Origin of the sequence: Gordonia amarae NBRC 15530 (genome assembly GCF_000241345.1) — a bacterium.
Taxonomy (GTDB): Bacteria; Actinomycetota; Actinomycetes; order Mycobacteriales; family Mycobacteriaceae; genus Gordonia; species Gordonia amarae.
The window spans coordinates 153,477-177,809 of the sequence record NZ_BAED01000046.1; the positions used below are offsets into that span (position 1 = coordinate 153,477).

Annotated in this window: 25 protein-coding genes; 3 read left to right on the top strand and 22 right to left on the bottom strand. The window is 68.6% G+C overall.

The features are described from left to right. Positions 1-4 precede the first annotated feature (4 nt). Genes GOAMR_RS12995 through GOAMR_RS13005 form a run of 3 tightly spaced genes read right to left on the bottom strand, consistent with a single transcriptional unit; the run spans position 5 to position 2,312 of the window. A complete protein-coding gene (locus tag GOAMR_RS12995; protein ID WP_005188278.1) occupies positions 5-715 on the bottom strand; it encodes an ABC transporter ATP-binding protein in 711 nt (236 codons plus the stop codon). A gap of 35 nt (positions 716-750) precedes the next feature. After that, complete coding sequence (gene cds1 / locus GOAMR_RS13000; protein ID WP_005188279.1) at positions 751-1,929, bottom strand: L-cysteine desulfhydrase Cds1; 1,179 nt, start codon at positions 1,927-1,929, stop codon at positions 751-753. Between the two features lie 5 nt (positions 1,930-1,934). Then, entirely contained in the window at positions 1,935-2,312 is a 378-nt protein-coding gene (locus tag GOAMR_RS13005; protein ID WP_005188282.1) for a DUF4229 domain-containing protein, read from the bottom strand. 174 nt (positions 2,313-2,486) lie between these two features. Here GOAMR_RS13005 and GOAMR_RS13010 point away from each other — a divergent pair, with 174 nt between their 5' ends. After that, positions 2,487-2,723 (top strand): BldC family transcriptional regulator, encoded by a 237-nt coding sequence (locus tag GOAMR_RS13010; protein ID WP_005188285.1) that lies wholly within the window; start codon positions 2,487-2,489, stop codon positions 2,721-2,723. A 217-nt stretch (positions 2,724-2,940) separates the two neighbouring features. Here GOAMR_RS13010 and GOAMR_RS13015 read toward each other — a convergent pair whose 3' ends face one another. The 14 genes from GOAMR_RS13015 to GOAMR_RS13080 form a co-directional block, all read right to left on the bottom strand. After that, positions 2,941-3,120 (bottom strand): hypothetical protein, encoded by a 180-nt coding sequence (locus GOAMR_RS13015; RefSeq protein ID WP_005188288.1) that lies wholly within the window; start codon positions 3,118-3,120, stop codon positions 2,941-2,943. A gap of 120 nt (positions 3,121-3,240) precedes the next feature. Next, complete coding sequence (gene ccsB, locus GOAMR_RS13020) at positions 3,241-4,275, bottom strand: c-type cytochrome biogenesis protein CcsB (RefSeq protein WP_005188292.1); 1,035 nt, start codon at positions 4,273-4,275, stop codon at positions 3,241-3,243. A 39-nt stretch (positions 4,276-4,314) separates the two neighbouring features. Further along, positions 4,315-5,988 (bottom strand): cytochrome c biogenesis protein ResB, encoded by a 1,674-nt coding sequence (resB, locus tag GOAMR_RS13025; protein WP_005188296.1) that lies wholly within the window; start codon positions 5,986-5,988, stop codon positions 4,315-4,317. Beyond that, positions 5,985-6,791, bottom strand: a complete 807-nt coding sequence (locus GOAMR_RS13030; RefSeq protein WP_085949058.1) for a cytochrome c biogenesis CcdA family protein — start codon at positions 6,789-6,791, stop codon at positions 5,985-5,987. Before GOAMR_RS13030 ends, resB begins: the two co-directional genes overlap by 4 nt. Beyond that, positions 6,788-7,423 carry a TlpA family protein disulfide reductase gene (locus tag GOAMR_RS13035; RefSeq protein WP_005188302.1) on the bottom strand — a complete coding sequence of 212 codons (636 nt, stop codon included), beginning with the start codon at positions 7,421-7,423 and terminating at the stop codon, positions 6,788-6,790. The genes GOAMR_RS13030 and GOAMR_RS13035 overlap by 4 nt, the downstream gene beginning before the upstream one ends. Before the next feature lie 10 nt (positions 7,424-7,433). After that, complete coding sequence (locus GOAMR_RS13040) at positions 7,434-8,060, bottom strand: histidine phosphatase family protein (protein ID WP_005188304.1); 627 nt, start codon at positions 8,058-8,060, stop codon at positions 7,434-7,436. Continuing rightward, a complete protein-coding gene (hemL, locus tag GOAMR_RS13045) occupies positions 8,061-9,392 on the bottom strand; it encodes a glutamate-1-semialdehyde 2,1-aminomutase (RefSeq protein ID WP_005188314.1) in 1,332 nt (443 codons plus the stop codon). It abuts the gene before it with no gap. 79 nt (positions 9,393-9,471) lie between these two features. Beyond that, positions 9,472-11,157: a protein kinase domain-containing protein gene (locus GOAMR_RS13050; RefSeq protein ID WP_005188317.1), complete on the bottom strand. Its 1,686-nt coding sequence runs from the start codon at positions 11,155-11,157 to the stop codon at positions 9,472-9,474. Between the two features lie 107 nt (positions 11,158-11,264). Further along, positions 11,265-11,762 carry a DUF732 domain-containing protein gene (locus tag GOAMR_RS13055; protein ID WP_005188319.1) on the bottom strand — a complete coding sequence of 166 codons (498 nt, stop codon included), beginning with the start codon at positions 11,760-11,762 and terminating at the stop codon, positions 11,265-11,267. Between the two features lie 119 nt (positions 11,763-11,881). Then, complete coding sequence (locus tag GOAMR_RS13060) at positions 11,882-12,280, bottom strand: DUF732 domain-containing protein (RefSeq protein ID WP_005188322.1); 399 nt, start codon at positions 12,278-12,280, stop codon at positions 11,882-11,884. Between the two features lie 153 nt (positions 12,281-12,433). Then, positions 12,434-13,339, bottom strand: coding sequence for an SGNH/GDSL hydrolase family protein (locus GOAMR_RS13065; RefSeq protein WP_005188329.1), 906 nt, complete (start codon positions 13,337-13,339; stop codon positions 12,434-12,436). Positions 13,340-13,491: 152 nt separating this feature from the next. Further along, positions 13,492-14,655: an acyl-CoA dehydrogenase gene (locus tag GOAMR_RS13070; protein WP_005188333.1), complete on the bottom strand. Its 1,164-nt coding sequence runs from the start codon at positions 14,653-14,655 to the stop codon at positions 13,492-13,494. 146 nt (positions 14,656-14,801) lie between these two features. Continuing rightward, entirely contained in the window at positions 14,802-15,488 is a 687-nt protein-coding gene (locus GOAMR_RS13075; protein WP_040515227.1) for a TetR/AcrR family transcriptional regulator, read from the bottom strand. A gap of 53 nt (positions 15,489-15,541) precedes the next feature. Then, the gene (locus GOAMR_RS13080; protein ID WP_005188336.1) at positions 15,542-16,492 is read right to left on the bottom strand and encodes an AurF N-oxygenase family protein; all 951 of its coding nucleotides are present in this window, start codon (positions 16,490-16,492) and stop codon (positions 15,542-15,544) included. 148 nt (positions 16,493-16,640) lie between these two features. On the opposite strand from GOAMR_RS13080, the gene GOAMR_RS13085 reads away from it, so the two are divergent. Both GOAMR_RS13085 and GOAMR_RS13090 read left to right on the top strand, forming a co-directional pair. Then, complete coding sequence (locus tag GOAMR_RS13085) at positions 16,641-17,339, top strand: TetR/AcrR family transcriptional regulator (protein ID WP_005188338.1); 699 nt, start codon at positions 16,641-16,643, stop codon at positions 17,337-17,339. Positions 17,340-17,409: 70 nt separating this feature from the next. After that, positions 17,410-19,365, top strand: a complete 1,956-nt coding sequence (locus GOAMR_RS13090; protein ID WP_083836947.1) for an acyl-CoA dehydrogenase family protein — start codon at positions 17,410-17,412, stop codon at positions 19,363-19,365. A gap of 242 nt (positions 19,366-19,607) precedes the next feature. On the opposite strand, the gene mce1N is transcribed toward GOAMR_RS13090, so the two are convergent. The 5 genes from mce1N to GOAMR_RS13115 form a co-directional block, all read right to left on the bottom strand. Next, positions 19,608-20,201: a transport-regulating membrane protein Mce1N gene (gene mce1N / locus GOAMR_RS13095; RefSeq protein ID WP_085949059.1), complete on the bottom strand. Its 594-nt coding sequence runs from the start codon at positions 20,199-20,201 to the stop codon at positions 19,608-19,610. Further along, the gene (locus tag GOAMR_RS13100; protein WP_005188344.1) at positions 20,198-20,632 is read right to left on the bottom strand and encodes a YidH family protein; all 435 of its coding nucleotides are present in this window, start codon (positions 20,630-20,632) and stop codon (positions 20,198-20,200) included. The genes mce1N and GOAMR_RS13100 overlap by 4 nt, the downstream gene beginning before the upstream one ends. Then, a complete protein-coding gene (locus GOAMR_RS13105; protein WP_005188346.1) occupies positions 20,619-21,308 on the bottom strand; it encodes a DUF5336 domain-containing protein in 690 nt (229 codons plus the stop codon). Before GOAMR_RS13105 ends, GOAMR_RS13100 begins: the two co-directional genes overlap by 14 nt. 72 nt (positions 21,309-21,380) lie before the next feature. After that, the gene (gene hemB / locus GOAMR_RS13110) at positions 21,381-22,358 is read right to left on the bottom strand and encodes a porphobilinogen synthase (protein WP_040515230.1); all 978 of its coding nucleotides are present in this window, start codon (positions 22,356-22,358) and stop codon (positions 21,381-21,383) included. A gap of 167 nt (positions 22,359-22,525) precedes the next feature. After that, positions 22,526-24,259: a bifunctional uroporphyrinogen-III C-methyltransferase/uroporphyrinogen-III synthase gene (locus GOAMR_RS13115; RefSeq protein ID WP_040515167.1), complete on the bottom strand. Its 1,734-nt coding sequence runs from the start codon at positions 24,257-24,259 to the stop codon at positions 22,526-22,528. Positions 24,260-24,333: the final 74 nt, after the last annotated feature.

Genomic DNA, 24,333 nt, shown 5'->3' on the forward strand with positions numbered 1-24,333 from the left:
CGCCTCAGGCGACCCGGCCGTCGCGGACGGTGATGGTGGTGTCGGCGAACGCCGCCGCACCCGCGTCGTGGGTCACCATCACCACCAGCCGCCCCGCCTTCCTGTCCCGGTCATGTGCCACCTCGCCGAGCAGTTCGAGCACCGACTGCCCGGTCTTGGAGTCGAGGTTGCCGGTGGGTTCGTCGGCCAGCAGGATCGCCGGATCCATGATGAGCGACCGGGCGATCGCCACCCGCTGCATCTGCCCGCCGGACAGTTCATTCGGCCGGTGATCGATGCGGGCGCCGAGGCCGACCCGCTCCAGGAGTTCGACCGCCCGCGGTTTCGCCTTGCGCAGCGACTGACTGTCGAGCAGCCGCGGCAGGGCCACGTTCTCCCACGCCGACATCGTCGGCACCAGGTTGAAAAACTGGAAGATGAACCCGACGCGGGTCCGCCGGAACGCCGAGGCCGCCGCGTCGTCGAGCGAACCGAGATCCACCCCGTCGACGGTGATCGTTCCGGACGTGGGGGTGTCCAGTGCGCCCAGCACATGCAGGAGCGTCGACTTCCCGGCACCGGACGGGCCGACGACCGACGCGAACTGCCCGCCGTGCAGCGTCAGGTCGAGTCCGTCGAGCGCCCGCACCGTCTGCTCACCCATCCGGTATTCGCGCACCAGATCCCGGGCCTGCACCAGTGGAACAGCGGGCCCGGTTTGTGCCGATTCACTCATGCTGCGGATCGTATCCCAGCGCCCTTAGGCAGACCTTAGCCGTGTGCGACCGCGGGTAGCTGCCAGCGGCCGGTGGCAAAGAACTCGTCGAGGACGGCCTGCGGGCCCGCCAGGTCCAGGCCCTGGGCCGCCACCCAGGCGTCGTCGAAGTAGGTGTGGGTGTACCGATCGCCGGGGTCGCACAACAGGGTGACGACGCTGCCGGCGCGGCGCTGCGCGACCATCTCGGCGACCAGGGCCAGGGCACCCCACATGTTGGTGCCCGTCGACCCGCCGACCAGCCGGCCCAGCCTGTCGGAGACGAGCCGGGCGGTGGCCACGGACGCGGCGTCGGGCACCCGGATCATCCGGTCGATGACCTGGGACACGAACGACGGTTCGACCCGCGGGCGGCCGATGCCCTCGATGCGCGATCCGGCATCGGAGGTCACCGAGCCGTCGCCCGCCTCGTAGGCGGGGGTGAACACCGAGTTCTCCGGGTCGACGACGCACAGCCAGGTGGGATGGCGGCGGTACCGCAGGTAGCGGCCCAGCGTCGCCGACGTGCCGCCGGTGCCGGCACCGACCACGATCCACGTCGGCACCGGATGCTGTTCGCATTCGAGCTGCGCGAAGATCGACTCGGCGATGTTGTTGTTGCCGCGCCAGTCGGTGGCGCGTTCGGCCATCGTGAACTGGTCGATGAAGTGCCCACCCAGTTCGTCGGCAAGCCGATGGGCCGCGTCGTACACCTGCCCGGGCCGGTCGACGAAGTGGCAGCGGCCACCCTCGCGTTCGATCAGCGCGGTCTTGGCGGGCGAGGTGCCCTTGGTCATCACCGCCACGAACGGCACCCCGATGAGCTTGGCGAAGTACGCCTCGCTGACGGCCGTCGACCCCGACGATGCCTCGATCACCGTGCTGTTCTCGGTGACCCAGCCGTTGCAGATGGCGTACAGGAACAGCGACCGCGCCAGCCGGTGCTTGAGCGAACCCGTGGGATGGGTGCTCTCGTCCTTCAGGTACAGCTCCACACCGGTCTCGGTGCCGTCCGTGCCGGCCCAGCGCGACCACGCGGGCAGTTCCACCCGCAGCAGGTGGGTGTCGGCGCTGCGCCGGGCGTCGGCCTCGATGAGGCGCACCGCGTTGCGCTGCCAGGACCTGTCGCCGCGATGGTCGATGTCCAGGGCCGACTCGGCCCAGCCCGCACTACCGGACGTTCGGTTGCTTGCCACGCGGTTTACTTACCACGCAAGCGCGCCTGCAGGTCGTCGTGCTTGCGGCGGCGTTCGGCGTCGACGGCCTCGATGTTCGCGTTGACGTCGGTGCGCAACCCCTTGAACAGGAACATGCCCAGCGGCAGCGCGATGAGCACACCGAATGCCAGCGCCGCGATGAACGGCACCTCCACATCGAACAGCCGCGGCACGAACATGATGACCACGGTGAACACCGCGACGAGTGCCAGCCTCGCGAGCGTGTAGAGGACCATCGCGCGGACCAGCGATCCCGTTCCCGAACCCCCCGTGCCCGAACCTGATGACGTCCCGGCAGCTCCACTGCCCTGATTCTGCTGCTGACCATCACTACGCACGCCGTTCAGGGTACGCCAGTCCATTTTGCCGTTTCTTTACCATTAGCTGACTGTTCGAGTACCTGGGCGAATTGCGTGTATTCATGTAACGCACAGTTCGTGGACCGGACCCGAAGTCCCGGCGAACAGACTGCCACCCCAAATAGTTTCGGTCCCGCCGGCACCGGCAGGACCGATGATTCAGTCGGGAGGACACCCGTGACCACACTCGAAACCGCCCCAGCAGAACAGGTACACGAGGGCGACTTCATCACCCCCGGCGTAGCGGCGCAGCACAGCCTGACCCCGGGCCAGGTCGCCGCCATGTTCAACGTCAACCCCAAGACCGTTGCCCGCTGGGCCAGCTCCGGCGTACTCAGCTCCATCCGCACCCCCGGCGGCCACCGCCGCTTCCGCGAGGCCGACGTCGTCGCCCTGCTCAACCGGCGGAGTTGATTGGAGTCGGGCCTCTCCACTGCGCTTACCGCCACTCTTCCCTCGTCGCACTCGGTCGCAGGCTCCCTCGCGCTCCTCAGTCCAGAGCGGCGACGCTCCGTTCCGAACCCGACTCCGCGGCCAAGATTTCGTCGACGCCAGGTAGGGCCTGTTGCGAGGTGATGACACCCGCAACAGGCCCTACATGGCGTCAGGCGAATCGTTGCTTCAGAACCCGCTAATCGTGCTTGCGGCGATCCAGGTCGCGGAGGAAGTCAGGGTCGTCGTCGGGGCCGACGGGATTACCGCCCCGGCCCGACTGACCTCCGGAGCCCGGTGATCCGGCTGCGGGGCCGAAGGCGCGCCACAGCAGATACGCGATGGCGATGATGCCGATGAACGCGAATACGTATGTCACAGCCGACCTCCCATGTCCTCCACAAGCGTACGCGCGATTCGGACACCGGCAGCATCACGCGGCAAGCGGCGACGGGCCGTCGACACCGCAATCACCATCTTGGACGCCGACGTCCAGCTCTCACAATCCCGCGTAGCTGTGGAGGCCCGATACCACCAGGTTGATGATGAAGAGGTTGAACAGCAGCGCCACGAAGCCGGCGACGTTGACCCAGGCGGCGGCGGTGTGTTTCCAGCCGACGGTGGCGCGGGCGTGCAGGTAGGCGGCGTAGATCACCCAGGCGATGAAGGAGACGGTCTCCTTGGGATCCCAGCCCCAGAAGCGGCCCCAGGCCGATTCGGCCCAGACCGCGCCGAGGATCACACCGAGGCCGAACAGTGGGAAACCGAACACCACGGATTTGTAGGCGAGCCGGTCGAGAACCTCGGCACTGGGGATGGCATCGATGATGCGGCGCAGCGCGGCCGCCTTACCGGTGCGCGGCTCGGCCGCCGCGTCGTCGGCGGCGCCCCAGCGCATCTTGATCAGGTACAGGATGCTGGCGACACCGGCGACGAGCAGGACGCCGGAGGCGATGGAGATCACCGAGACGTGGATGGCCAGCCAGTACGACTTGAGGGCGGGCACGACGGGCGCGGCCTGCGTGTAGAGCCATTTGCCCGCGATGAACATCAGCAGCGCGACCGGCAGCAGCACGAACGACAGCAGCGGCCGGTGTTCACGCTTGCGCAGCACGACGACGCCGGCGATGACGCAGGCGACGCAGGTGAGCGAGATGAACTCGTACATGTTGCCCCACGGGGCGCGGTCGGTGGCGACGCCGCGGGTCACGATGGACGCGAGGTGGGCGATGACGCCGACGATGACGACCGGGTAGGCCATCGCGGCGAGTTTCTCGCTGAACGGCCGCTTCGGCGCGGCCTCCAGCTTGCCCGGCTTGGTCAGGTCGGGGACGCCACTGGAGGTGCCGCCGGCGACGGCGCCGACGAGTTGTCTGGCCTCGGCGGACTGGATGCGCCGGATGCGGGCGCTGCCCAGGGCCCAGAGGAACAGGAACATCGCCAGCACGTACACGGTGATGGCGGTGCCGAACAGCAGATCGGAGTAGCGAGCGAGCGTTTCGTCGATGTGGACGACGACCTCGTTGGAATCCATCTGGTCTCCTCGTCAAGCTCAGGCAGGTCGAGCGCGGGGCTACAGGCCGCGGATGCGGCGGTTGTCGTCGGCGACGAGTGCCGCGGCCTGGTCGGTGAATCCTTCGCCCCAGCCGGCCTGGTCGGTACGGGCCAGCCCGGCAATCTCTACTACAGTACGTCGTTTTCCGGGGTTGTCGACATCAGCCACCTCCACCAGCCTGGCCCACAGCCGCCTGCGGCGCACGAGCAGCGAGACGAGCAGCCCGGCGAGCATCGCGACGGCGCACACGAGTACCCAGTTCTGGGCGGGATCGTGCGACACCTGCACCGATACCCAGCGCTTGTAGCCGTCGAAGCCGATGACGGTGCCGTCGGCGAGGGTGTGCGACTGTCCCTGCTCCAGGTTGATGCGGGCCTCGCGCTTGAGCCGGCCCTGGTGCATGAGGTCGGAATCGAGCTGGTAGACGTTCTGCGGGCGGCCGGTGTCCAGGCCGGTGTCGCCTTTGTAGACGTCGATGGCGACGGCCGGCTTCTTCGGGGTCGGCGACGACGACTGCAACAGCTTGCCGTCGGTGCCGGTGAACTGGGCGGTGGGCGCGAAGATGCCCTGCAGGGCGATCTGGTTGTTGCGGCGTTCGTCCTCGTCGGGGTACAGGCCGGCCGGGGTGTCGAAGCGCGCCGCTCCCGACGACAGCATCGTCGCCATCTCCTCCGGGATGAACAGCACCGTCTGGGTGCGCTTCTGTCCGTTCGGGAAGGTCACCGAGAAGGTGGGCGCATAGCCGTTGCCGAGCACGTACACCCGGTCACCGGCGAGCCGCAGCGGGTCGTTGACCTTGATCGACTTGTGTTTCCAGCCGGTCGGCTCACCGGCGGCGAGATCCTCGGTGTAGGAAACCTTCGCGTTGTACATCGACGGCTGCCCGTTGGGCAGGAAGGTGGCCGAGAAGTCGTCGACCTTGAAGCAGAACGGCGACAGGTCGGTGCCGTCGACGAGGCTGCCGGCCCGGAACGAGTCGTAGACGGCGGTGGAGGTGTTGCACAGGCCCTGCTCGCCGTCGGCGACGAGGCTGCGGGTGCCTTCGTAGCCGTACACCTTGCCCAGCGCGATGGCCACGAGGATGCCGAGCAGCGCGACGTGGAACACGAGGTTGCCGAACTCGCGCAGGTACCCCTTCTCGGCGGACACCTCGACGACCCTCGTCCCGTCCTTCAGGGTGCGTTCGGTGGTGATGCGACGCCAGCCACCGAGCCTGCCGGAGATCCGTTCGGCGATCTCGCCGGGCGCACCGTCGACGGTGAACGTCTCGTGCCGCGGCAGCCGCCCCAGGTTGCGCGGCACGGCGACCGGCTTGGCCCGCAGGCTCTTGACGTGCTCGATCATCCGCGGGGTGAGGCAGCCGACGAGCGAGACGAACAGCAGCACGTAGATGGCGGTGAACCAGACGGAACTGAACACGTCGAACAGTTGCAGCCGGTCCATCCACTCGCCCACGGTGCCGTGGTCATCGATGTACTGCAGTGTCTTCTGCTCGTTCAGCTCCCGCTGTGGCAGCAGCGCGCCCGGGATGGCCGCGAGCGCCAGCAGGAACAACAGCACCAGCGCGGTGCGCATCGACGTCAGCGACCGCCACAGATTCCGCAACGGCCAGAGAACCCGGCGCAGCAGCCAATGCGGTGTCGGGGGTCTGCCGGCGGGCTTGGCCGGCGGGGTCAGGGTCGAGGTACTCAAATCGGTAACTCCGTCGTGGACACGAAGGCGTCGCGCACCCACACGATGAACTGATCCCACAGTCCGGTGACCAGCGCGAAACCGACGGCGAGCAACATGATGCCGCCGAAGATCTGGATCGCCCGGGCGTGCTCGCGCAGCCAGCCGAGGCTGCGCAACGCCCACGCCGACGAGAAGGCGAGAATCACGAACGGGATGCCCAGTCCCGCGCAGTAGGCGACGATCAGCAGCACCCCCTTGGCCGCGGTCGCGCCCTCGGTGCCGCTGGCCGTCGCGATCACCGCCGCCAGTGTCGGCCCCAGGCACGGTGTCCAGCCGAGCGCGAACACCGCGCCGAGCAGCGGGGCGCCGACGATGTTGGGCAGCCGCCGCGGCGCGAACCGGAACTCGTGCTGCATCATCGGGATAAGGCCGATGAACACCAGCCCCATCACGATGGTGACCACCCCGCCGATCCGTTGCAGCAGATCGTGGTTGAGCACGAACGTACTGGTCACGCCCAGCACGGTGGCGGTGGCCGCGACGAACACAACGGTGAATCCGGCGACGAACAGCCCGGCCGCGATCGCGACCCGGGTGCGGCCGGATTTGGCGGGCTCCCCCACCTTCACCGCGGGCGCCTCCGCCCCGACGAGCCCGGCCAGATACGACAGGTAGCCCGGCACCAACGGCACCACGCATGGTGAGGCGAACGACACCAGCCCGGCCAGCAGGCACGCGCCGAGCGCCAGCAGCAGCGGACCGCTCGACACTGTGTCGGCGAAGGTGTCGCCGACGGCGGCCTGCGGGGTGAGTTCGATCACGGCGCACCCACAGCCGCGGACGGGGCCGGTTCCTCCGCCGCCACGCGCTTGATCGCCGGGATCAACTCGTCGGTGGTGAGCGACTTGAGAAAGACGACGGCGGGCCGGTGCCTGCGGTCGAGGACGATTGTGGTGGGCACCACCGAGGTGGGCACCTTCCACGCGGCCAGCGTCGCGCCCGGGAAGTCGTAGATCGACGGATACCGCACCTCGCGGTCGGTGATGAAGTCCTTCGCCGACTGCCGGTCGTCGCGCAGATTGATCCCGAGGAACTCGACGCCACTGGATTTCGTTTCGGCGTAAGAGGTTTCGAGGGCATCGGCCTCGCCGCGGCAGGGTCCGCACCAACTGCCCCACACGTTGACCACCACCACCTTGCCCGCGTACCGGGCGTCGGACAGTGACAGCGGGGCGTCGGTCACCACGTCGGGACCGGACATTCCGGCGACCGGTCTGCGGTCGGCGGCGGCATAGGTGATGACCGTCTTGCCGCCCGGGGAGACGAACTGGAAGGTGCCGCCCTGGGCGACGGCATCGTCACCGGTGCCGCACCCGGCCAGCGCACCCACGGCCAGCAGGACCGACACCACCAGCGCGGCAACCCGGCCGGCGCGACGAGACTGAACGTGCATGAAAACTCTCTCAGGCACCCGTCACCAGCGGATCCGACGCTCCCGCCGGCTCGGAGTACACGATGTCGACGAGCGCGTCGTCGTCGTAGATGAGGCTGGTCAGCGATGCCAGTGAGCACTGCCGGCGGCGCGGATCGTGCCACAGCCTGCTGCCTTCGAGGAACCGGCGCAGCGTGTACACGGGCAGCTGGTGGCTCACGCACACCACCTCGTGACCGCGGGCGGCGTCACGCGCCGTGGTGGCCGCGGCCAGCATGCGGTGCGCGAGCTGGATGTACGGCTCGCCCCACGACGGCGTGAACGGGTCGCGCAGCTTGGGCCAGTGCCGCGGCTTGCCCAGCGCACCGCCGCCCACCGACACCTTGAGTCCCTCGAAGACGTTGTCGGCCTCGATGAGTTCGTCGTTGGTGGTGATCGTCAGTCCGTGCGCGGCGGCGATCGGGGCGGCCGTCTCCTGCGCCCGCTGCAGCGGTGAGGCGAACACGGCGGCGATGTCGTGGTCGGCGAGCGCGTCGGCCACCTTGCGGGCCTGGACCCGGCCGGTGTCGGACAGCCGGAACCCGGGCAGCCTGCCGTACAGCACCCCCTCGGGGTTGTGCACCTCACCGTGGCGCATCATGTGGACAACGGTGTACATCTAGTTCCCCCTGGGGTCGGTGGCCGCGGCGGCAGCGGCGGCGGCCGCGGGCAGTGCCGCGGCGATGGTGGCGAACGCGTCGTCGTCGAGGGCCGCGGACACGAACCACGCCTCGAACGCACTCGGCGGCGGGTACACGCCCCCGTCGAGCAGCGCATGGAAGAACGGCGCGAACCGGAACGTCTCGGTCGCCTTGACGGCTTCGTAGTCGGTCACCGCGTCAGGTGACGACGTGAAGAAGACGCTGAGCAGGTTACCCGCCTTCTGCACCCGGTGCGCCACGCCCGCGGCGGTCAGCGACTCGGTGAGCAGCGCCGCGAGCCGGTCGGCGTTGGCATCGAGTGCCTCGTACACAGCGGCGTCGGCGTGGCGCAGCGTCGCCAGGCCCGCGGCCACCGCCACCGGATTCCCCGACAGCGTGCCCGCCTGGTACACCGGCCCCGACGGCGCCAGATGCGCCATGATCTCGCGGCGGCCGCCGAACGCGGCGGCCGGCAGGCCACCGCTCATCACCTTGCCGAACGTGTACAGGTCACCGGCCACGCCCTCGAGGCCGTACCAGCCGGCCGGGCTGACCCGGAAACCCGTCATCACCTCGTCGAGGATCAGCAGCGCACCATGCCTGCGCGTCAGCTCACGCAGGCCCGCGTTGAACCCGTCGACCGGCGCGACCGCACCCATGTTGCCTGCGGCGGCCTCGGTGATGACGGCCGCGATCTGGCCGTCGTACTCCTCGAACGCGGCCGCGACAGCGGTCAGGTCGTTGTACGGCAGCACGATCGTGTCATGCGCCGAGGCACCGGTTACGCCGGGCGAGGTGGGCAGGCCGAGCGTCGCGACCCCCGACCCGGCATCGGCGAGCAGTGCGTCGACGTGACCGTGGTAGCAGCCGGAGAATTTGATGATCTTGCCGCGGCCGGTGTAGCCGCGCGCCAGCCGGATCGCCGACATGGTGGCCTCGGTGCCCGAGTTCACCAGCCGCACCTGCTCGACGGGATCGACGCGGGCGATCAGTTCCTCGGCCAGCTCCACCTCGGCCTCGGTGGGAGCGCCGAACGACAGTCCGATGCTCGCCGCCCGCTGCACCGCCTCGACGACCGCCGGGTGCGCGTGCCCCAGGATCATCGGCCCCCACGACGCCACCAGGTCGACGTAGCTGTTGCCGTCCGCGTCGTTGAGGGTGCAGCCCGAGGCGCTGGTGATGAAGCGCGGGGTGCCGCCGACCGCGGAGAACGCCCGCACCGGCGAGTTCACGCCGCCGGGGATCGCGTGAGCCGCACGTTCGAAAAGCGCTGCGGAGTGGGTGGCAGTAGAGGCTACGGGGCGGGTCACGATGACCAGTGTTCCAAACCAAACACCTCACGTGCCAATCCTGATGGTGCCAAGGGTGCCGGCGGTGCGGAATGCGCTTCTAATTCCCGGCGGTGATCTTGTTTTCCTGTTCGGGGCAGTAGACGGCAATTCCGGCGCCGACGATGGTGCCCTTCTGGGTCGGGTCGTTGCCCATGCTGAGGTTGAGCGCGACGTCGAGGAAGGTCTTGCCGCCCCGGATGTCGGTGCAGGCCTGCTTGGCGGTGGAGATGTACTTGGCGTCGTTGCCGTTGACGGCGATGCCCGAGGATTCGAGCGTCTTGATGAAGATGCTGTCCTTCTGCTGGTCGGACAGGCCCAGTCCGGTCGACGTCGTCGGCGTCGTGGTGGTTGTGGTGGTCTCGGTCGTGCTCGTCGTGGTGTCGGACGTCGTGGTATCCGACGTCGTGGTGCTGGAGGTGGTGGTGTTTCCCGCGGTGGTGGTGTCGCCGTCGTCGCTGCCGGACTTCTTGGCGACGATGACGACGAGCGCGACGATGATCACCAGGACCGCCGCGACGGCGATGCCGGCCAGGATCTTGGTCTGCTTGGCGGAGTCGCCCTTGGGTCCGGCGGGACCGCCCTGCGGTGTCGACCCATGCGGCCCCGACGGCGTGCCGTAGGCGCCGTACGGGCTCTGCTGGGGACCACTAGGCTGGCCGGGCCCGAACGCGCCGAGCGGCACCGGACCCGACGGGACCGGATTGTTGGGAGCGGACGTGGGATGGCCGGGTTGCCCCTGGCTATGCGGGCCAGAGTTCTGCAATCCCGGGTTCTGCAATCCCGGGTTCTGGGGCCCCGAGTGCGGGGGCACCGGGTTGGCCGGGCCGGACGGCCAGGAACCGGGCCGGGCGGTCGGCCCGGGTGTCGGAAACGGGGCCGGGGCGGCGTATCCGGGCCGCTGACCACCCTGGGCGCTGCTCTGGGCCACCTGCAGCGCACGGGTCAGCGCGGCCGCGAACGAGCGGCAGTCGGCGAAGCGGCGCGCCGGATCCTTGGCCAGCGCCGTGTCGAACACCGAGTCGAGGGCGGCGAGGTCGGGCCGCACCGAGCTGACGCGGGGCACTGGCTGGGTGGCGTGCGCCATCATCATCGCCGGCGCGGTGTCACCGGAGAACGGGGTGGTGCCGGTGATCAGCTGGTAGGTGGTGCAGGCCAGCGCGTACTGGTCCGACCGCGGACCCGCGGGCTTGCCGGAGACCACCTCGGGGGCCAGGTAGGCCATTGTGCCGACCACCATGTTGGCGGCGGTCATCGAGGTGGCGTCGGTGACCAGCTTGGCGATACCGAAGTCGAGGACCACCACCTCGTCGATCTGTTTGGTGTCCGGGTCCCGGGTGACGACGATGTTGGCAGGCTTGATGTCGCGGTGGATGACGTTCTTGCGGTGCGCGTAGTCGAGGGCGTCGGCAACCTTGGTGGCGACGGTCCCGATCTCGGGCAGGGTCAGCCGTTCGGTGGCCAGGTCGCGGCCGTCGATGTAGGACATCGTGAACCACGGCGAACCGTCGACGACGCCGTAGCCGTGGACGGTGATGATGTTGGGGTGGTTGAGGGCGGCGGCGGTCTTGGCCTCCGCGGTGAAGCGTCGCTCGAATTCGGGGTCCCCGCTGACGGAGATGACCTTCATCGCCTCGCGGCGGCCCAGGTGCGGGTGTTCGACCACGTACACCTGTCCCATTCCGCCCTGACCGAGCTTGGACAGCACGGTGTATCCGGCGAACTCTGAACCCGGTTGCAACGCCATCGATCTCCCCTGATTTACTCCGTCCGGCACATCCGCGCCGGATTACCCACTTGCAATGAAAGTTCTTCTCGCCGAACAGTTCTCAACTGATCAGAGGAGCACGGCCCTCAACCGCCCGCGGAGATCTTTGACTGCTGATCGGGACAGAACACGCCGATCGCGGCCCCGATGAGCGACCCCGCGGACACCGGGCCCAGGCCCAGCGAATTGTTGAGTGCGACGTCGATGAAGGATTTCCCGCCACGGATGTCGGTGCAGGCCTGCCTGCCCACCGCGATGTACCGGGCTTCGTCCGGCACGGCCACGTTGAGCTGTTTGAGCGTCCGCAGGAAGACCTCGTTCTCCTTCTCCACCGACAGCCCACGGCCGCTGCTGCCCGGCGAGTCGCCGCCCGACGTATCGGGGCTTGACGTCTGCGGAGCCGACGTCTCTGTGGTCGTCGTGTCCGGGGTGCTCGAGTCCGGGGTTGCCGTGTCGGTGGTCGAGGTCGTCGCCCGGGTGTCGTCACCGGCGACGGGCGTGCCATCGGTGGTACAGCCCCCGAACACCAGCACGGCACCGAAAACGGTCGGCAGCAGACTCCAGCGGATGCTTCGTCGGGTCATGAGATGCGTCTTCCTTTGATATGGAGTTGCCGTGCTGCCAATGGGTAGTAGCTGACGATACCCGTCTTACCGGGGGCGTCGGCTAGTCGACCGACAGCTCGGCGCACCGGAAACCGGTGTCAGCCGGTCGCCATCTTGACCTGCTGATCGGGACAGTAGGCGGCGATGCCCGCACTGGCAACCTTGGCATTGCCGTCCTCGTCGAGTCCGACGTCCAGGGCAGATCGGGCATCGGTGAAGGAGGTGCCCGCCACCATCGCCTCGCACAGTTTCACCGCCGCCGTCACGAATCGGGGCTTGTCGGTCACCTTCACTCCCGCGATATCGAGCATCGAGAAGAAAGTGGAGTCCTTGACCTGGTTGCCTGCCGACGACTCGCTCGCCGAGGCCACGGACGACGCCGAGGCCGCCGCGTCCTCGGCGGTATCACCGTCGCACGCGCTCACCACGAACAACGTCGCCGCCGCCAGCGGCAGGACGGCCGCCCTGACCGCCTTCCGCGTCAGATGGGTACGCATCAGGTGTGCTCCTTCGCCGCATCGCTTCCCCCGGGACCACCCCGCGAAAACGGGGCGCCTGTCACGGCCACACACCTTAGCCCGCGACACTCCGGGCGCCACAACGGCGTTTCACTTCTACACGGTACTAAAACCGCACGTTGCCGACGCGGATCAGCCGCCGGATCGGCGATTCAGGGCGGCCAGGACCTGCTCGGCGATGGCCCGCTGCCCGGCCGCGTTGGGGTGCAGACCACCGAACAGGTTCGCCGACGCCGACCGGTTGCTCTGCGGCTCGACCCACCGCACCCCCTCGGGCGCGCAGGCGTCGTGGCCGTCGGAGACCTTCGACATGTCGACGTAGGTCACGCCGGCCTTCGCTGCGGCCCGGGACACCGCGGAGTTGAGCCGCGTCTGGAGTTCCCGCATGAACGGCACGTCACCCTCGGCGATCGGCATGTCCGGGTAGCAGCCGCCCGTGGCGGGCATGATCCACGGGTAGCCGATGATGAGGATGTCGGCGTTCGGGGCGCGCTCGCGGATCTCCCGCAGGCCGCCGACAAGCGCCGGATAGGTCTCGGCGTCGATGGGCCCGAGCAACCCGGCACCGGCCCCGTCCGTGCACGGCGACCCCGAGGGGTCGGTCTTCGCGGCCTTTCCGCACACGCTGACCGACGTCCCGAAGGTGCCGTTGTCGTTACCGCCGAGCATCAGGGTCACCAGGCCCGTCTCGTCCGACAGCGCGTCGAGTTGTGGTGGCACGCCGTCGTATTGGGCGGTGTCCAGGTGCTTCGTGGTGGCCCGGGCGCAACTGACGTCGGTCAGCACCCGCCCGGTCCGGGCCGCCACGATCCGCGCGTAATCACCCGCCGACCGTTGACAGAAGAACGGCGAATCCTGTTGCAGCGGATCAACTCCCGTCCCCGACGCATAACTGTCGCCGAGGTTCACATACTCCTGCCCGGCCGCCTGCGCCGGCGGCCGGGGCGGTTCGGGATCACTTCCGCAGGCAGCGACGACAAGCAACACACCGAGGAGAGCGACGACCAGCCGCCCGGAAACCTCACGATTCAGGCCCATGCCAAAGCAACCCCGAATCTTGGTCGCGCTGTGAGATGGGAATGAGCCGCCCGCGTCTGGACGACCGAGTGAGCGGGGAGCCTGCGACCCCGAACGAGGGAGGAAGACGCGGGCTTTGGGCTCATTCCCATCTCACAGCTCAATTCAACAGCTCACTTGAGCAGAGCACGGCTCATGACGACTCGCTGAATCTGGTTGGTGCCCTCGTAGATCTGGGTGATCTTGGCGTCGCGCATCATCCGCTCGACCGGGAAGTCGCGGGTGTAGCCGGCACCGCCGAAGAGCTGCACGGCGTCGGTGGTGACCTCCATCGCGACGTCGGAGGCGAAGCACTTGGATGCCGAGGAGATGAATCCGAGGTTTTTCTCACCCTTTTCGGCGCGGGCTGCCGATGAGTACACCATGAGGCGGGCGGCTTCGACCTTCATCGCCATGTCGGCGATCATGAATTCGACGCCCTGGAAGCTGCTGATGGTCTTGCCGAACTGCTTGCGCTCCTTGACGTAGGCGATGGCCTTGTCGAGGGCACCCTGGGCGATGCCGACGGCCTGGGCGCCGATGGTGGGGCGAGTGTGGTCGAGGGTCTGCAGCGCGGTCTTGAAGCCGGTGCCCTCGTCGCCGATGATGCGGTCGGCGGGGATGGTGCAGTCCTCGAAGTAGAGTTCGGCGGTCGGCGAGCCCTTGATGCCGAGCTTCTTCTCCAGCGGGCCGACGGTGAAGCCGGGGTCGTCCTTGTGGACCATGAACGCGGAGATGCCGTTGGCGCGCTTCTCGGGGTCGGTGACGGCCATGACGGTGTACCAGGTGGATTCGCCGCCGTTGGTGATCCAGCACTTGCTGCCGTTGATGACCCAGTTGTTGCCGTCGAGGCGGGCACGGGTCTTCATCGACGCGGCGTCGGAGCCGGCCTCGCGCTCGGACAGCGCGTAGGAGGCCATGGCCTCACCGGCGGCAAGGCCGGGCAGGACCTGCTTCTTGAGGTCGTCGGAGCCGTTGAGGATCAGGCCCATGGTGCCGAGCTTGTTGACCGCCGGGATCAGCGACGACGACGCGCACACGCGGGCCACTTCTTCGATGACGATGCAGGCGGCCACGGAGTCGGCGCCCTGGCCGTCGTATTCCTCGGGGACGTGGACGGCGTTGAAGCCGTTGGCGACCAGCGAGGTGAGGGCTTCCTTGGGGAAACGGGCCTTCTCGTCGACGTCGGCGGCGTAGGGCTCGATGTCCTTCTCGGCGAGGGCGCGGATGGCCTCGCGGAGGGCCACGTGCTCTTCGGGCAGCTGGAACAGGTCAAAGTCGGGGTTGCCGAAACCCATGGTCACTCCTTGTGGGGTTATGCAATGACACCGCGTGCCATCAAATCAACTTTTCCAGTTGAACACGGCACCGAGTGCCATGTCAACGGATACTGGCCTGCTCACATTGTGCGCGCCGAGCCGCTCCCGGGTGGCGCAATCGCACCTCAGGCTTCCCGCAGTTGCCGCGCGACCTGCCGCGCGACGTCCTCGGGCGAGGTTCCCGCCGGGTAGGTCACGACGGTGACTCGCCGATCGGCCGGCGGTTCGTCCGCTCCGCCGGGATCGGCACTCGGTGCCAGCGACCGCCGGACCAGCGCCAGCTCGGCGTGCAGCCGAGCGGTCGTCGCCGACTCGTCGCCGCGCAACATCGTGCGGAGCAGATAGTTGTGCACACCGGTCACCGCCGCCGCGAACGCGACGAGCCGCTCGGGCGTCACCCCGGGCAGCCGCGCCCGCAGGTGGTCCTCGAATTCGCGCTGGTAGCGGTAGGTGGTGATCAGCTCACGCTCACGCAGTGCGGGCACCTCGGCCACCACCCGGTACCGCCGCACCGCGAGGTCGAGGGCGGACCGGAAATGCTCGAACACCGACGCGGCAGCGGCGCACACCGCTTCGTACGGATCGCCGTCACTGTCGGCGAGCCGCTGCGCGACCCCGGCCAGCAGCGCCTCGTGGTCGGCGAAGATCACATCCTCCTTCGACCGGAACTGCCGGAACAGCGTCCGCCGCGACACCCCCGCGGCCTCCGCGATCTGATCGACGGTCGTCGACTCGTACCCCCGTTCGGCGAACAACCGGATCGACTCGGCCACCACATGCATCCGGAAATCCGCGGGTTCAGGCGTCGACATGCGTTCCACAATAGGTCCGGGCCCGGCCCGGACGGCCCGCGCTGCGCCACGGGTCAGAGCATGTGCGCTTTCCGGTAGATGCGGGCGGCCGCCGGGGTGAGCAGGCCGACCTCGTCGAGAAACTCCATCAGGTGTACGCAACTGCTGCGGATCATCGCGTGAAAGTGCTTGTTTGCCTTCATCTCCCCCATCGCCCGGTAGGAATCGAGGCCGGCGTCGGCAAAGGCCTTGCGCTGCACCAGACTCACCACGACCATCGACGCACCGAGCGCGGTGACATAGGCGCTGAACCGCCGGCGCAGCGGCCCCGCGTTCTTCATCGATTCACGCACCTGTTCGCGCGCGAACCTCATGTGCCGCGATTCCTCGAGGACGTGGATCTCGTTGACTGTGCGCACGAGCGGCAGCACCCGCTCGTCGCGCATGCAGCCACGCTGAAAGACGTCCAGGATCTCCTCGGCCACAAGGATTCCCGCGTAGGCGACCTCGTTCTTCGCGGTCCCCATGAAGATCCGCCCCATCCGGGCGATGCGTGCCTTGGGTTTATAGGAGGTCCCGGCCAGTACCGCCGACGCCTTGGCGAACATGATCGAATGCCGGCACTCGTCGGCGATCTCGGTGAGCGCGAACTGGAACTCCGGGGTGTGGTAGTCGCCGAGGTACTGATCCCGGATCACCATCTCCTGCAGCATCATCTCGAACCAGATCCCGATGTTCATGATCGACGAGAACTCGTGGCGCGTGACCTTGACGCGCTGCGCCTCGGTCAGTTCGTCCCAGTACGCGGTCCCGTACAGCGACGACCATTCCGGACTGCAGCCGTACTTGCCCGGATCCAGCGGTGCCGACCAGTCGATCTCGGTCATCGCGTTGCGGGACAGGCGGGCCGACGAGACCAGCAGCCGGGTGGACACCTCGTCGGGACCGGCGTCGACGGTGCTGACGGTCTCGGACTGAGCCGGAGCGGTCGCGACACCTGAGGTGCGGTGCAGGGCTGTGGACATGGGCACGTCCCTTCTGTGCGGATGCGCTTGCGGTGCGGAACGCCTTGCGTAAATGTATTGGACACAGTGTTACGGCAACAGTATCTGTGACACCATGTCCGGTCAAGATCGGGAGGAGCCGGTCAGGCAACCGGCTAGGATATGACGAATGTCCGGGAACGAGGTTCATGCCGAGCCGGCGCCCGACGGACGCGCCACCCGCTGGGACGATCACAAGACGCAGCGTCGCGAGGCGATTCTGAACGCGGCGATGCTCGTCGTCGCCGAGGACGGGGCCGACGCGAGCGTCCGGGACATCGCCCAGCGCGCGGGGGTGCCCCGGTCGGTCGTCTACCGGGTGTTCACCGATCGCGCCGACCTCGACGAACAGCTCCGCGTCCGGATCCTGCGCGATCTGTCCGAACGTCTCGACCCGGCACTGGACCCGCACGGAACGATCACCGAGGCCATCGCGTTCGCCGTCGACAGCTACATCCGCTGGATCGTCGACTATCCGCGGCTGCACCGGTTCCTGTCGATCGGCTCCCGCGCCCGCCGCGAGGTCGGGGCACGCACGGTCACCGAGGCGAAGGCCGACATCGCGACCCGGGTGACGGGCCTGGCCGGCGCGGTGCTCGCCGCGAACGGCGTCGACACCGGCCTCGCCGAATCCCTGGCCTACGGCGTCGTCGGACTCGTCGACGCCACGGTCAACCGCTGGCTCGCCAACCCCGACCACGCGATCGACGCCGACACCCTCCGCGGTTTCCTGCAGTCGGCCATCTGGAATCTGATCCGCGGCACGTTCTCCGACGCCGGCATCGATCTGCAACCCACCACCTCGATCGCGGCGGTCATCGCGGGCTGACCAGGCCGGCCGGCCCCGCAGTGCGTCAAATCACACCTTCACGACAGCACGGTCCCCTACGGTGGAGGCCATGTCCGCACCGGTAACACCCGAAAAGACCGATTCCGACAACTCCGCCGACGGCGACGCCGCCCTGGCCACGGTTCTGCGGGCGGCGCTCGACGGCCCGTGGCACCAGACCCGGGAGGAGGTCCGGGCCAACATCGACCGCGCCGAGCTGCTGCCCGATCCGTCCCGCACCCTCGACCAGGCCCGTGCCGACATCCTCGACACCATGCGCACTCTGGCCGAGAAGGGTTTCGCCGCGCCCGGTTTCGCGGCCGATCACGGCGGCACCGGTGATGTGGGCGCGGCGGTCACCGGCATCGAGACCCTCGGTTACGCCGACCTGTCGCTGATGGTGAAGTCCGGTGTGCAGTGGGGACTGTTCGGCGGCGCCGTCGAAAACCTGGGCACCGCAAGACATCACGAGAAGTACGTGCCCGGCATCATCAACCTCGACGTGCTCGGCTGCTTCGCGATGACCGAGACCGGGCACGGCTCCAACGTCGCCTCGGTGGAGACCACCGCCACCTACGACCCCGCGACGCAGGAATTCGTGATCCACTCCCCTACCGCGTCGGCACGCAAGGACTACATCGGCGGTGCCGGCCAACATGCCAGGGTCGCAGCAGTTTTCGCCCAGCTCATCACCGGCGGTCCAGGGGAGGAACCCGAGGGCCGGGGCGTGCACTGCTTCGTCGTGCCTATCCGCGACGACGACGGCACCGACCTGCCGGGCGTCGCCACCTCCGATTGCGGCTACAAGGGCGGCCTCGCCGGCGTCGACAACGGCCGCATCCTGTTCGACAACGTGCGCATCCCGGCGGAGAACCTGCTCAACAAGTACGGCGATGTCGCCGCCGACGGCACCTACTCCTCGCCCATCGAATCGACCAACAAACGCTTCTTCACGATGCTCGGCACCCTGATCCGGGGCCGGGTGTGCGTGGCCGCCACCGCGGGTGCCGCCGGCCGCAAGGCGCTGACCCTGGCCACCCGGTACGGCCTGCTGCGCAAGCAGTTCGAGGCACCCGACGAGCAGGGCGAGGTGACGATCCTCGACTACCTCGGCCACCAGCGCAAACTGCTGCCGCTGATCGCCAAGTCATACGCGATCGCGTTCGCGCAGAACGACATCACCGCCCGCCTCGCCGAGGGTGACCCGGAGGCCGCGCGCACACTCGAGGCCGATGTCGCCGGCTTCAAGGCGTATTCGACCTGGCACGGGTCCACCGCGGTGAACATCGCCCGCGAGGCGTGCGGCGGCGCCGGCTATCTCTCGGAGAACCAGCTGCCGATCATTCGCGGCGACATCGACGTGTTCACCACCTTCGAGGGCGACAACACCGTCCTGACCCAGCTCATCGGCAAAGAACTGCTCGGTGCGTACGCCGAGGACATGCGGGGCCTGTCGGCACGCGGCTGGGTGCGGTTCATCGCGACGATGGCTCGCGACGTGGTCGCCGAGAAGACCGCGGTGCGGCAGGTGATCCAGACCATCCTCGACGACTCCGACGAGAACACCGACGACTCGCCGCTCACCAACCGGGGCACCCAGATCCGCCTGTTCCGCAACCGCGAGGACCACCTGCTGCGCACGTGCGCGCAGCGGCTACGCAAGTCCACGTCCGACGACGACGCGTTCGAGGTGTTCAACAGCGCCCAGGATCACCTGCTCAAAGTCGGCCACGCGCACACCGAAAGGCTCGTGCTGGAGTCGATGATCGCCGCGATCGTCGAGGTCGAGGACGAGGCCGCACGCGAGCTGCTGTGGAAGGTGTGCGATCTGTTCGTCTACTCGGCTCTCGAAGCCGACCTCGGCTGGTTCCTGATGCACCGCCACGTCTCGGTCGAACGCGCCAAGGCCATCCGCCGTGGCGTCAACGACCTGTGCGCCGACCTGCGCCCGCACGCCCGCACCCTCATCGACGCCTTCGGCGTCCCCGAAAACCTCCTCCACACCCCCATGCTCGACCACGGCTGATCCCCGCCCTCCGCCGGCTTCGCCCCCTCTGCCGGTTGAGACGCAACGCCCACCCCGGCTTCGACCCTCTGCCGGTTGAGACGCAACGCCCACCCCGGCTTCGCCTCTCTGCCGGTTGAGGTGCGACGAGCCGCCAGGCGAGGAGCCTCGAAACCCCGCGAGCCGACAATGTCCCCTCACCGTGTTTCGAGGCTCGGTCGCAGGGCGACCTCGCACCTCAACCGGCACAGGAGAGGCGAGTGTCAGTCCTTCTTGCCGCGGGGCGGGAGGCCGAGCCGGACGGCCTGGACGGCTTCGGTCAGTTCGCGGCGCAGGGTCTCGACGTCTCTCGCCCAGGCCTGGGCGAGGGTGCCGTCGGCGAGTGTGAGGCCGATGCCCTTGCGGCGGCGCGGCACCCCGTGCAGCTCACCGAGTGCCCGGGCGCTCTCCCACTTCTGTGCCTCGACGCCCTCGTTGGGCGGGAAGATCTTCTTGATCTCGGTCAACGGCAGTGTCCGGGTGCCCTGCCGGAGGGTGGTCTCGGTCAGGCACACGCTCACGTGCCGGCGCGCCGCGTGCACCTGCACCAGCGAGAACGAGACCAGGATCACCGCGAAGATCGACAGCACCGGCCAGTGCACCTGCCCGGGTCCGCTGATCTCCATCGCCAGCACGGCACCGACCATGACCGGGCCGATCGCCACGATCCACCAGCTGCCGCCCTGTTCGGCGAACAGCACCTCGCCCTCGTCGACGGGTTCGGCGGCCACTTCCTCGGCCTGTGACGCTTCGTCTTGAGGTTCCTCGTCTTGGGGTTCGTCGTCTTGGGGCTCCCGGGCCTTCGGGTCTGCGCTCACTTCTTGCGGCCCTTGGCCGGGCGCTGCTTGTCCTGCGGCTCGCCGGTGTACCACTGCTCGGATTCCGGACGGTAGGCCAGCAACGACCCGAACAGGCCCGCGATGGCCACGACCAGCGGGAACGCGAACGTCACCCCGACACCGATGCTGAAGAACATCAGCATCACCACCACGACCAGCGTGAGCGCCGCCAGCGATGACCGCCACCGGGCATCCCCGACGAACGCCCGGCTACCCATCAGCACGTAGGCCACGCCGACGGCGATCAGCAGCACCCCGACGCCGACGGGCGCGAGCGTCGAACCGTCGACGAGGAACCCGGCGATCGCGCCGAGGACACCGAAGGCGATCAGGCCGATCCCCGATCCGAGCCAACAACGATATGCCCAGGTCACGTACTTCGGGCGGGCGGCTGGGTCAGGCTTGATCACCGGTGTTGCGTCCTTCGGTCTGTTCGGGCTGTTGTTCACCATACGACGAACCGGACGCCGGTGTGGGCGGGTAGCCCGGCGGCTGGTACCCGGCCGGCGGGTAGAGCGGATATCCGCCTCCCGGGGCGGGCGGCCGGGGCGGGTGGCGCCTGTCCTTGCGGTAGCGGGCCATCTCCCGGCAGTAGGTGTACGAGTCACCGCGCATCATCATCACGGCGGCACCCAGCCCGGCGACACCGCTGATCACGATCGGGATCATCACCCAGCCGGGACTGATGTCGGCGAAGAAAGCCATCACCATGTTCACCGTGACGTAGACGCTCATGCCGCCGAGCGCGACGCGGGCGACGTTGTAGCCGGCGCGGGTCAGGAGCACCGCACCGACGGAGATCGCGGTCAGCCCCACCCCGACCACCGCCATCAGGCCGACGGTGGTCGACGGCTCCGACAGCAGGTCGATCTGGTCCTGCGGGGTGCTTTTCGGCAGGTCGGCGACGTAGTCGTCAACGTAGTCACGCATCATCTGGTACTGGCCGACGAAGGCGATGATCTGCCCGACGATGACGACGACCCACAGCTCGACGGCGATCGACACCGACTCGGCGAGCTTGGGACGTCCCGTCGGCAGATCACCGGCGCGCTCGGGCTGCTGCGCCGAAGGGAACGGAACGGACATACCAAGAAGCCTAGGCCACCCGACTTAACGCAGACTTATGCCGCGACCGGCCTGAGTCATGCGAGCACGCGGCTATCCGAGCCAGGCCGCCACCTCTTGCGCCCAATACGTGAGGATGATCGACGCACCGGCCCGGCGGATCGAGGTGAGCGACTCCAGGATCGCCGCGTCGCGGTCGATCCAGCCGCGCTCGGCGGCGGCGCTGATCATCGAGTACTCGCCGCTGATCTGGTAGGCCGCCACAGGCACGTCGGAGATCTCGGCGACATCGCGGACGAGGTCGAGATAGCTCATCGCCGGTTTCACCATGACGATGTCGGCACCCTCATCGAGGTCCAGGCGCACCTCGCGCAGGGCTTCAAGCCGGTTGGCCGGGTCCTGCTGGTAGGTGCGGCGGTCACCCTGCAACGACGATCCGACGGCCTCCCGGAACGGCCCGTAGAACGCGGAGGCGTACTTGGCGGCGTAGGCGAGGATGCCGGTGTCGGTGAAGCCCTCGGCGTCAAGGGCTGCGCGGATGGCGGCCACCTGGCCGTCCATCATGCCGCTGGGGCCGAGCAGGTGCGCCCCGGCGCGGGCCTGTGCCAGCGACATCGCCACATAGCGATCCAGGGTGGCGTCGTTGTCGACGCGACCGGCGTCATCGAGGACACCGCAGTGGCCGTGGTCGGTGAACTCGTCGAGGCAGGTGTCGGCCATCAGCACGGTGCCGTCGCCGAGGTCGGCGGCGAGCTGCCGCAGCGCCCGGTTGAGCACCCCGTCCGGGTCGTCAGCACCGGACCCGGCGGCGTCCTTCGACGCCGCGTCGGGCACCCCGAACAGCATGAGCCCGCCGACACCCGCCGCCACCGCCTCCTCGGCCGCCTTACGCAGCGAGTCGGTCGTGTGCTGCACGACTCCCGGCATCGACGAGATCGGCCGCGGCTCGTCGATCCCGTCGGCGACGAACATCGGCAGCACCAGCTGCCGCGGCGCGAGCGTGGTCTCGGCGACCAGCCGGCGCATCGCCGGAGTGGTACGCAGCCGACGCGGACGAATCACAGGTGACACGGACATCCCTTCTCCGAAGCGAGCACCATCTTGATCCCTGAGGCCGAAGCGACGAAGGACCGGGAACCCCTCTTGATCCCTGAGGCCGAAGCGAGGAACGAGCGAGGGTCACGAAGGGTCCGGTGACCTTTCGACACCTCACCGGACCACCCCCGGGACCGAGAAACTCAGCTCCGCGACCGACGGGACTTCTTGCGCGGCGGGGGCAGCGCCCCCTCGGCCCGCAGCCGGGCGGCGTGCTCGGCGAGCGCGTCCACCAGGTCCGGGATCGACGCCGTCTCCGGCTGCACGTCGACGCGCAGACCGAACTCGGTGGCCGTCTCGGCGGTCTTGGGCCCGATGCACGCGACGATCGTCCGCGCGTGCGGCTTGCCGGCGATGCCGACGAGGTTGCGGACCGTCGACGACGAGGTGAAGCACACCGCGTCGAAACCGCCGGTCTTGATCATCTCGCGGGTCTCCGCCGGCGGCGGCGCGGCACGCACGGTGCGGTAGGCGGTGACGTCGTCGATCTCCCAGCCGCGATCCCGCAGGCCCTCGGACAGGGTTTCGGTGGCGATGTCGGCGCGCGGCAGCAGCACCCGGTTGACCGGGTCGAACACGTCGTCGTAGGGCGGGAACACCTCGAGCAGGCCGAGCGAGCTCTGCTCGCCGGACGGCAGCAGTTCGGGGTTGATCCCGAAAGCGCGCACCTTCTCGGCGGTGGCCTCGCCGACGCAGGCGATCTTCACGCCGGAGAAGGCGCGGGCGTCGAGACCGAACTCGGCGAACTTCTCCCACACGGCACGCACCGCGTTGGTGGAGGTGAACACCACCCACTGGTAGCGGCCGTCGACGAGTCCCTTGACGGCGCGTTCCATCTGGGCGGGGCTGCGCGGCGGTTCGACGGCGATCGTCGGCACCTCCTTGGGCACCGCGCCGTGCGAGACGAGACGGTCGCTCATGTCGGCGGCCTGGTCCTTGGTACGCGGCACCAGCACGGTCCAGCCGTACAGCGAGCGCGACTCCCACCACGACAGCTTGGAACGCTGGCTGACGGCCTTGCCGACGGTCAGCACCAGCGGGCCGGCCAGGGCGTTGCCCAGCTCGTTGATGGTGGCCAGGGTGCCCTCGATGGTGCGCTGGGCGCAGGTGGTGCCGTTGATGGTGATGGCGACCGGGGTCTGGGCGGCCATGCCGTGTTCGGTGAGGGCGCTGGCGGCCTCGGCGAGGTGTCCCGACGTGGCGTGCAGCACCAGCGGTCCGGGGGCGGCGGCCAGGGCGGCCCAGTCGACCTCGCCGCGGACGTCGGCGGCGGTGTGGGTGGAGCCGAGCGGCATGCCGGCGTAGCTGGGCACGACGGAGGCGGCGGGCAGCCCGGGCAGCACCTCGAACTGGATCGACGTGCGGGCCACCGCGTTGACCTCGGCGAGCACCGAATCGGTGGTCAGCGGATCACCGGCGACCACGCGGACCACGTCGTCTCCGGCCTTGGCGGCGGCGACGAGGGTGCGGGCGACCTCGGTCGGATCGCCGAGCGCCGGATGCACCACCGACTCTTCCTCGACGGTCTCGGCCGGAGTCTCCTCGGCGGGGGTTTCCGCGGCCGGGGTCGGGGTGGCGGGGCTGCCTTCGGCGGCCTTCGCGGCTTCCTCCGCGGCCTTGGTGGCGGCCGACTTGCGGCCGGCGCGGCTGCGGGTCTGCTGCGGCTCGTCCTCGCGGTAGGCGGATCCGATCAGCTCCACGACGGCAGCCGGTACGTCAGGGTCGATGTAGGCGGTCGTCGCGTGAACGATGACGTTGCGCGCCCGCACTGTCAGCAGGTCGGGGTCGCCTGGACCCGAACCCACGAAAAGTATCCGGCCCGGTCGCCCCTGGCCTGCCCTGTTCCCCGGTGTGACGTTGTTCGCTGTACGGCTCATGCGTTCGCACTCTCCTGCCCTGTCCGTTCAGGGCTGCGGTAACTTGCGCTGTCACCAGCGTGAGAGTCGACAGG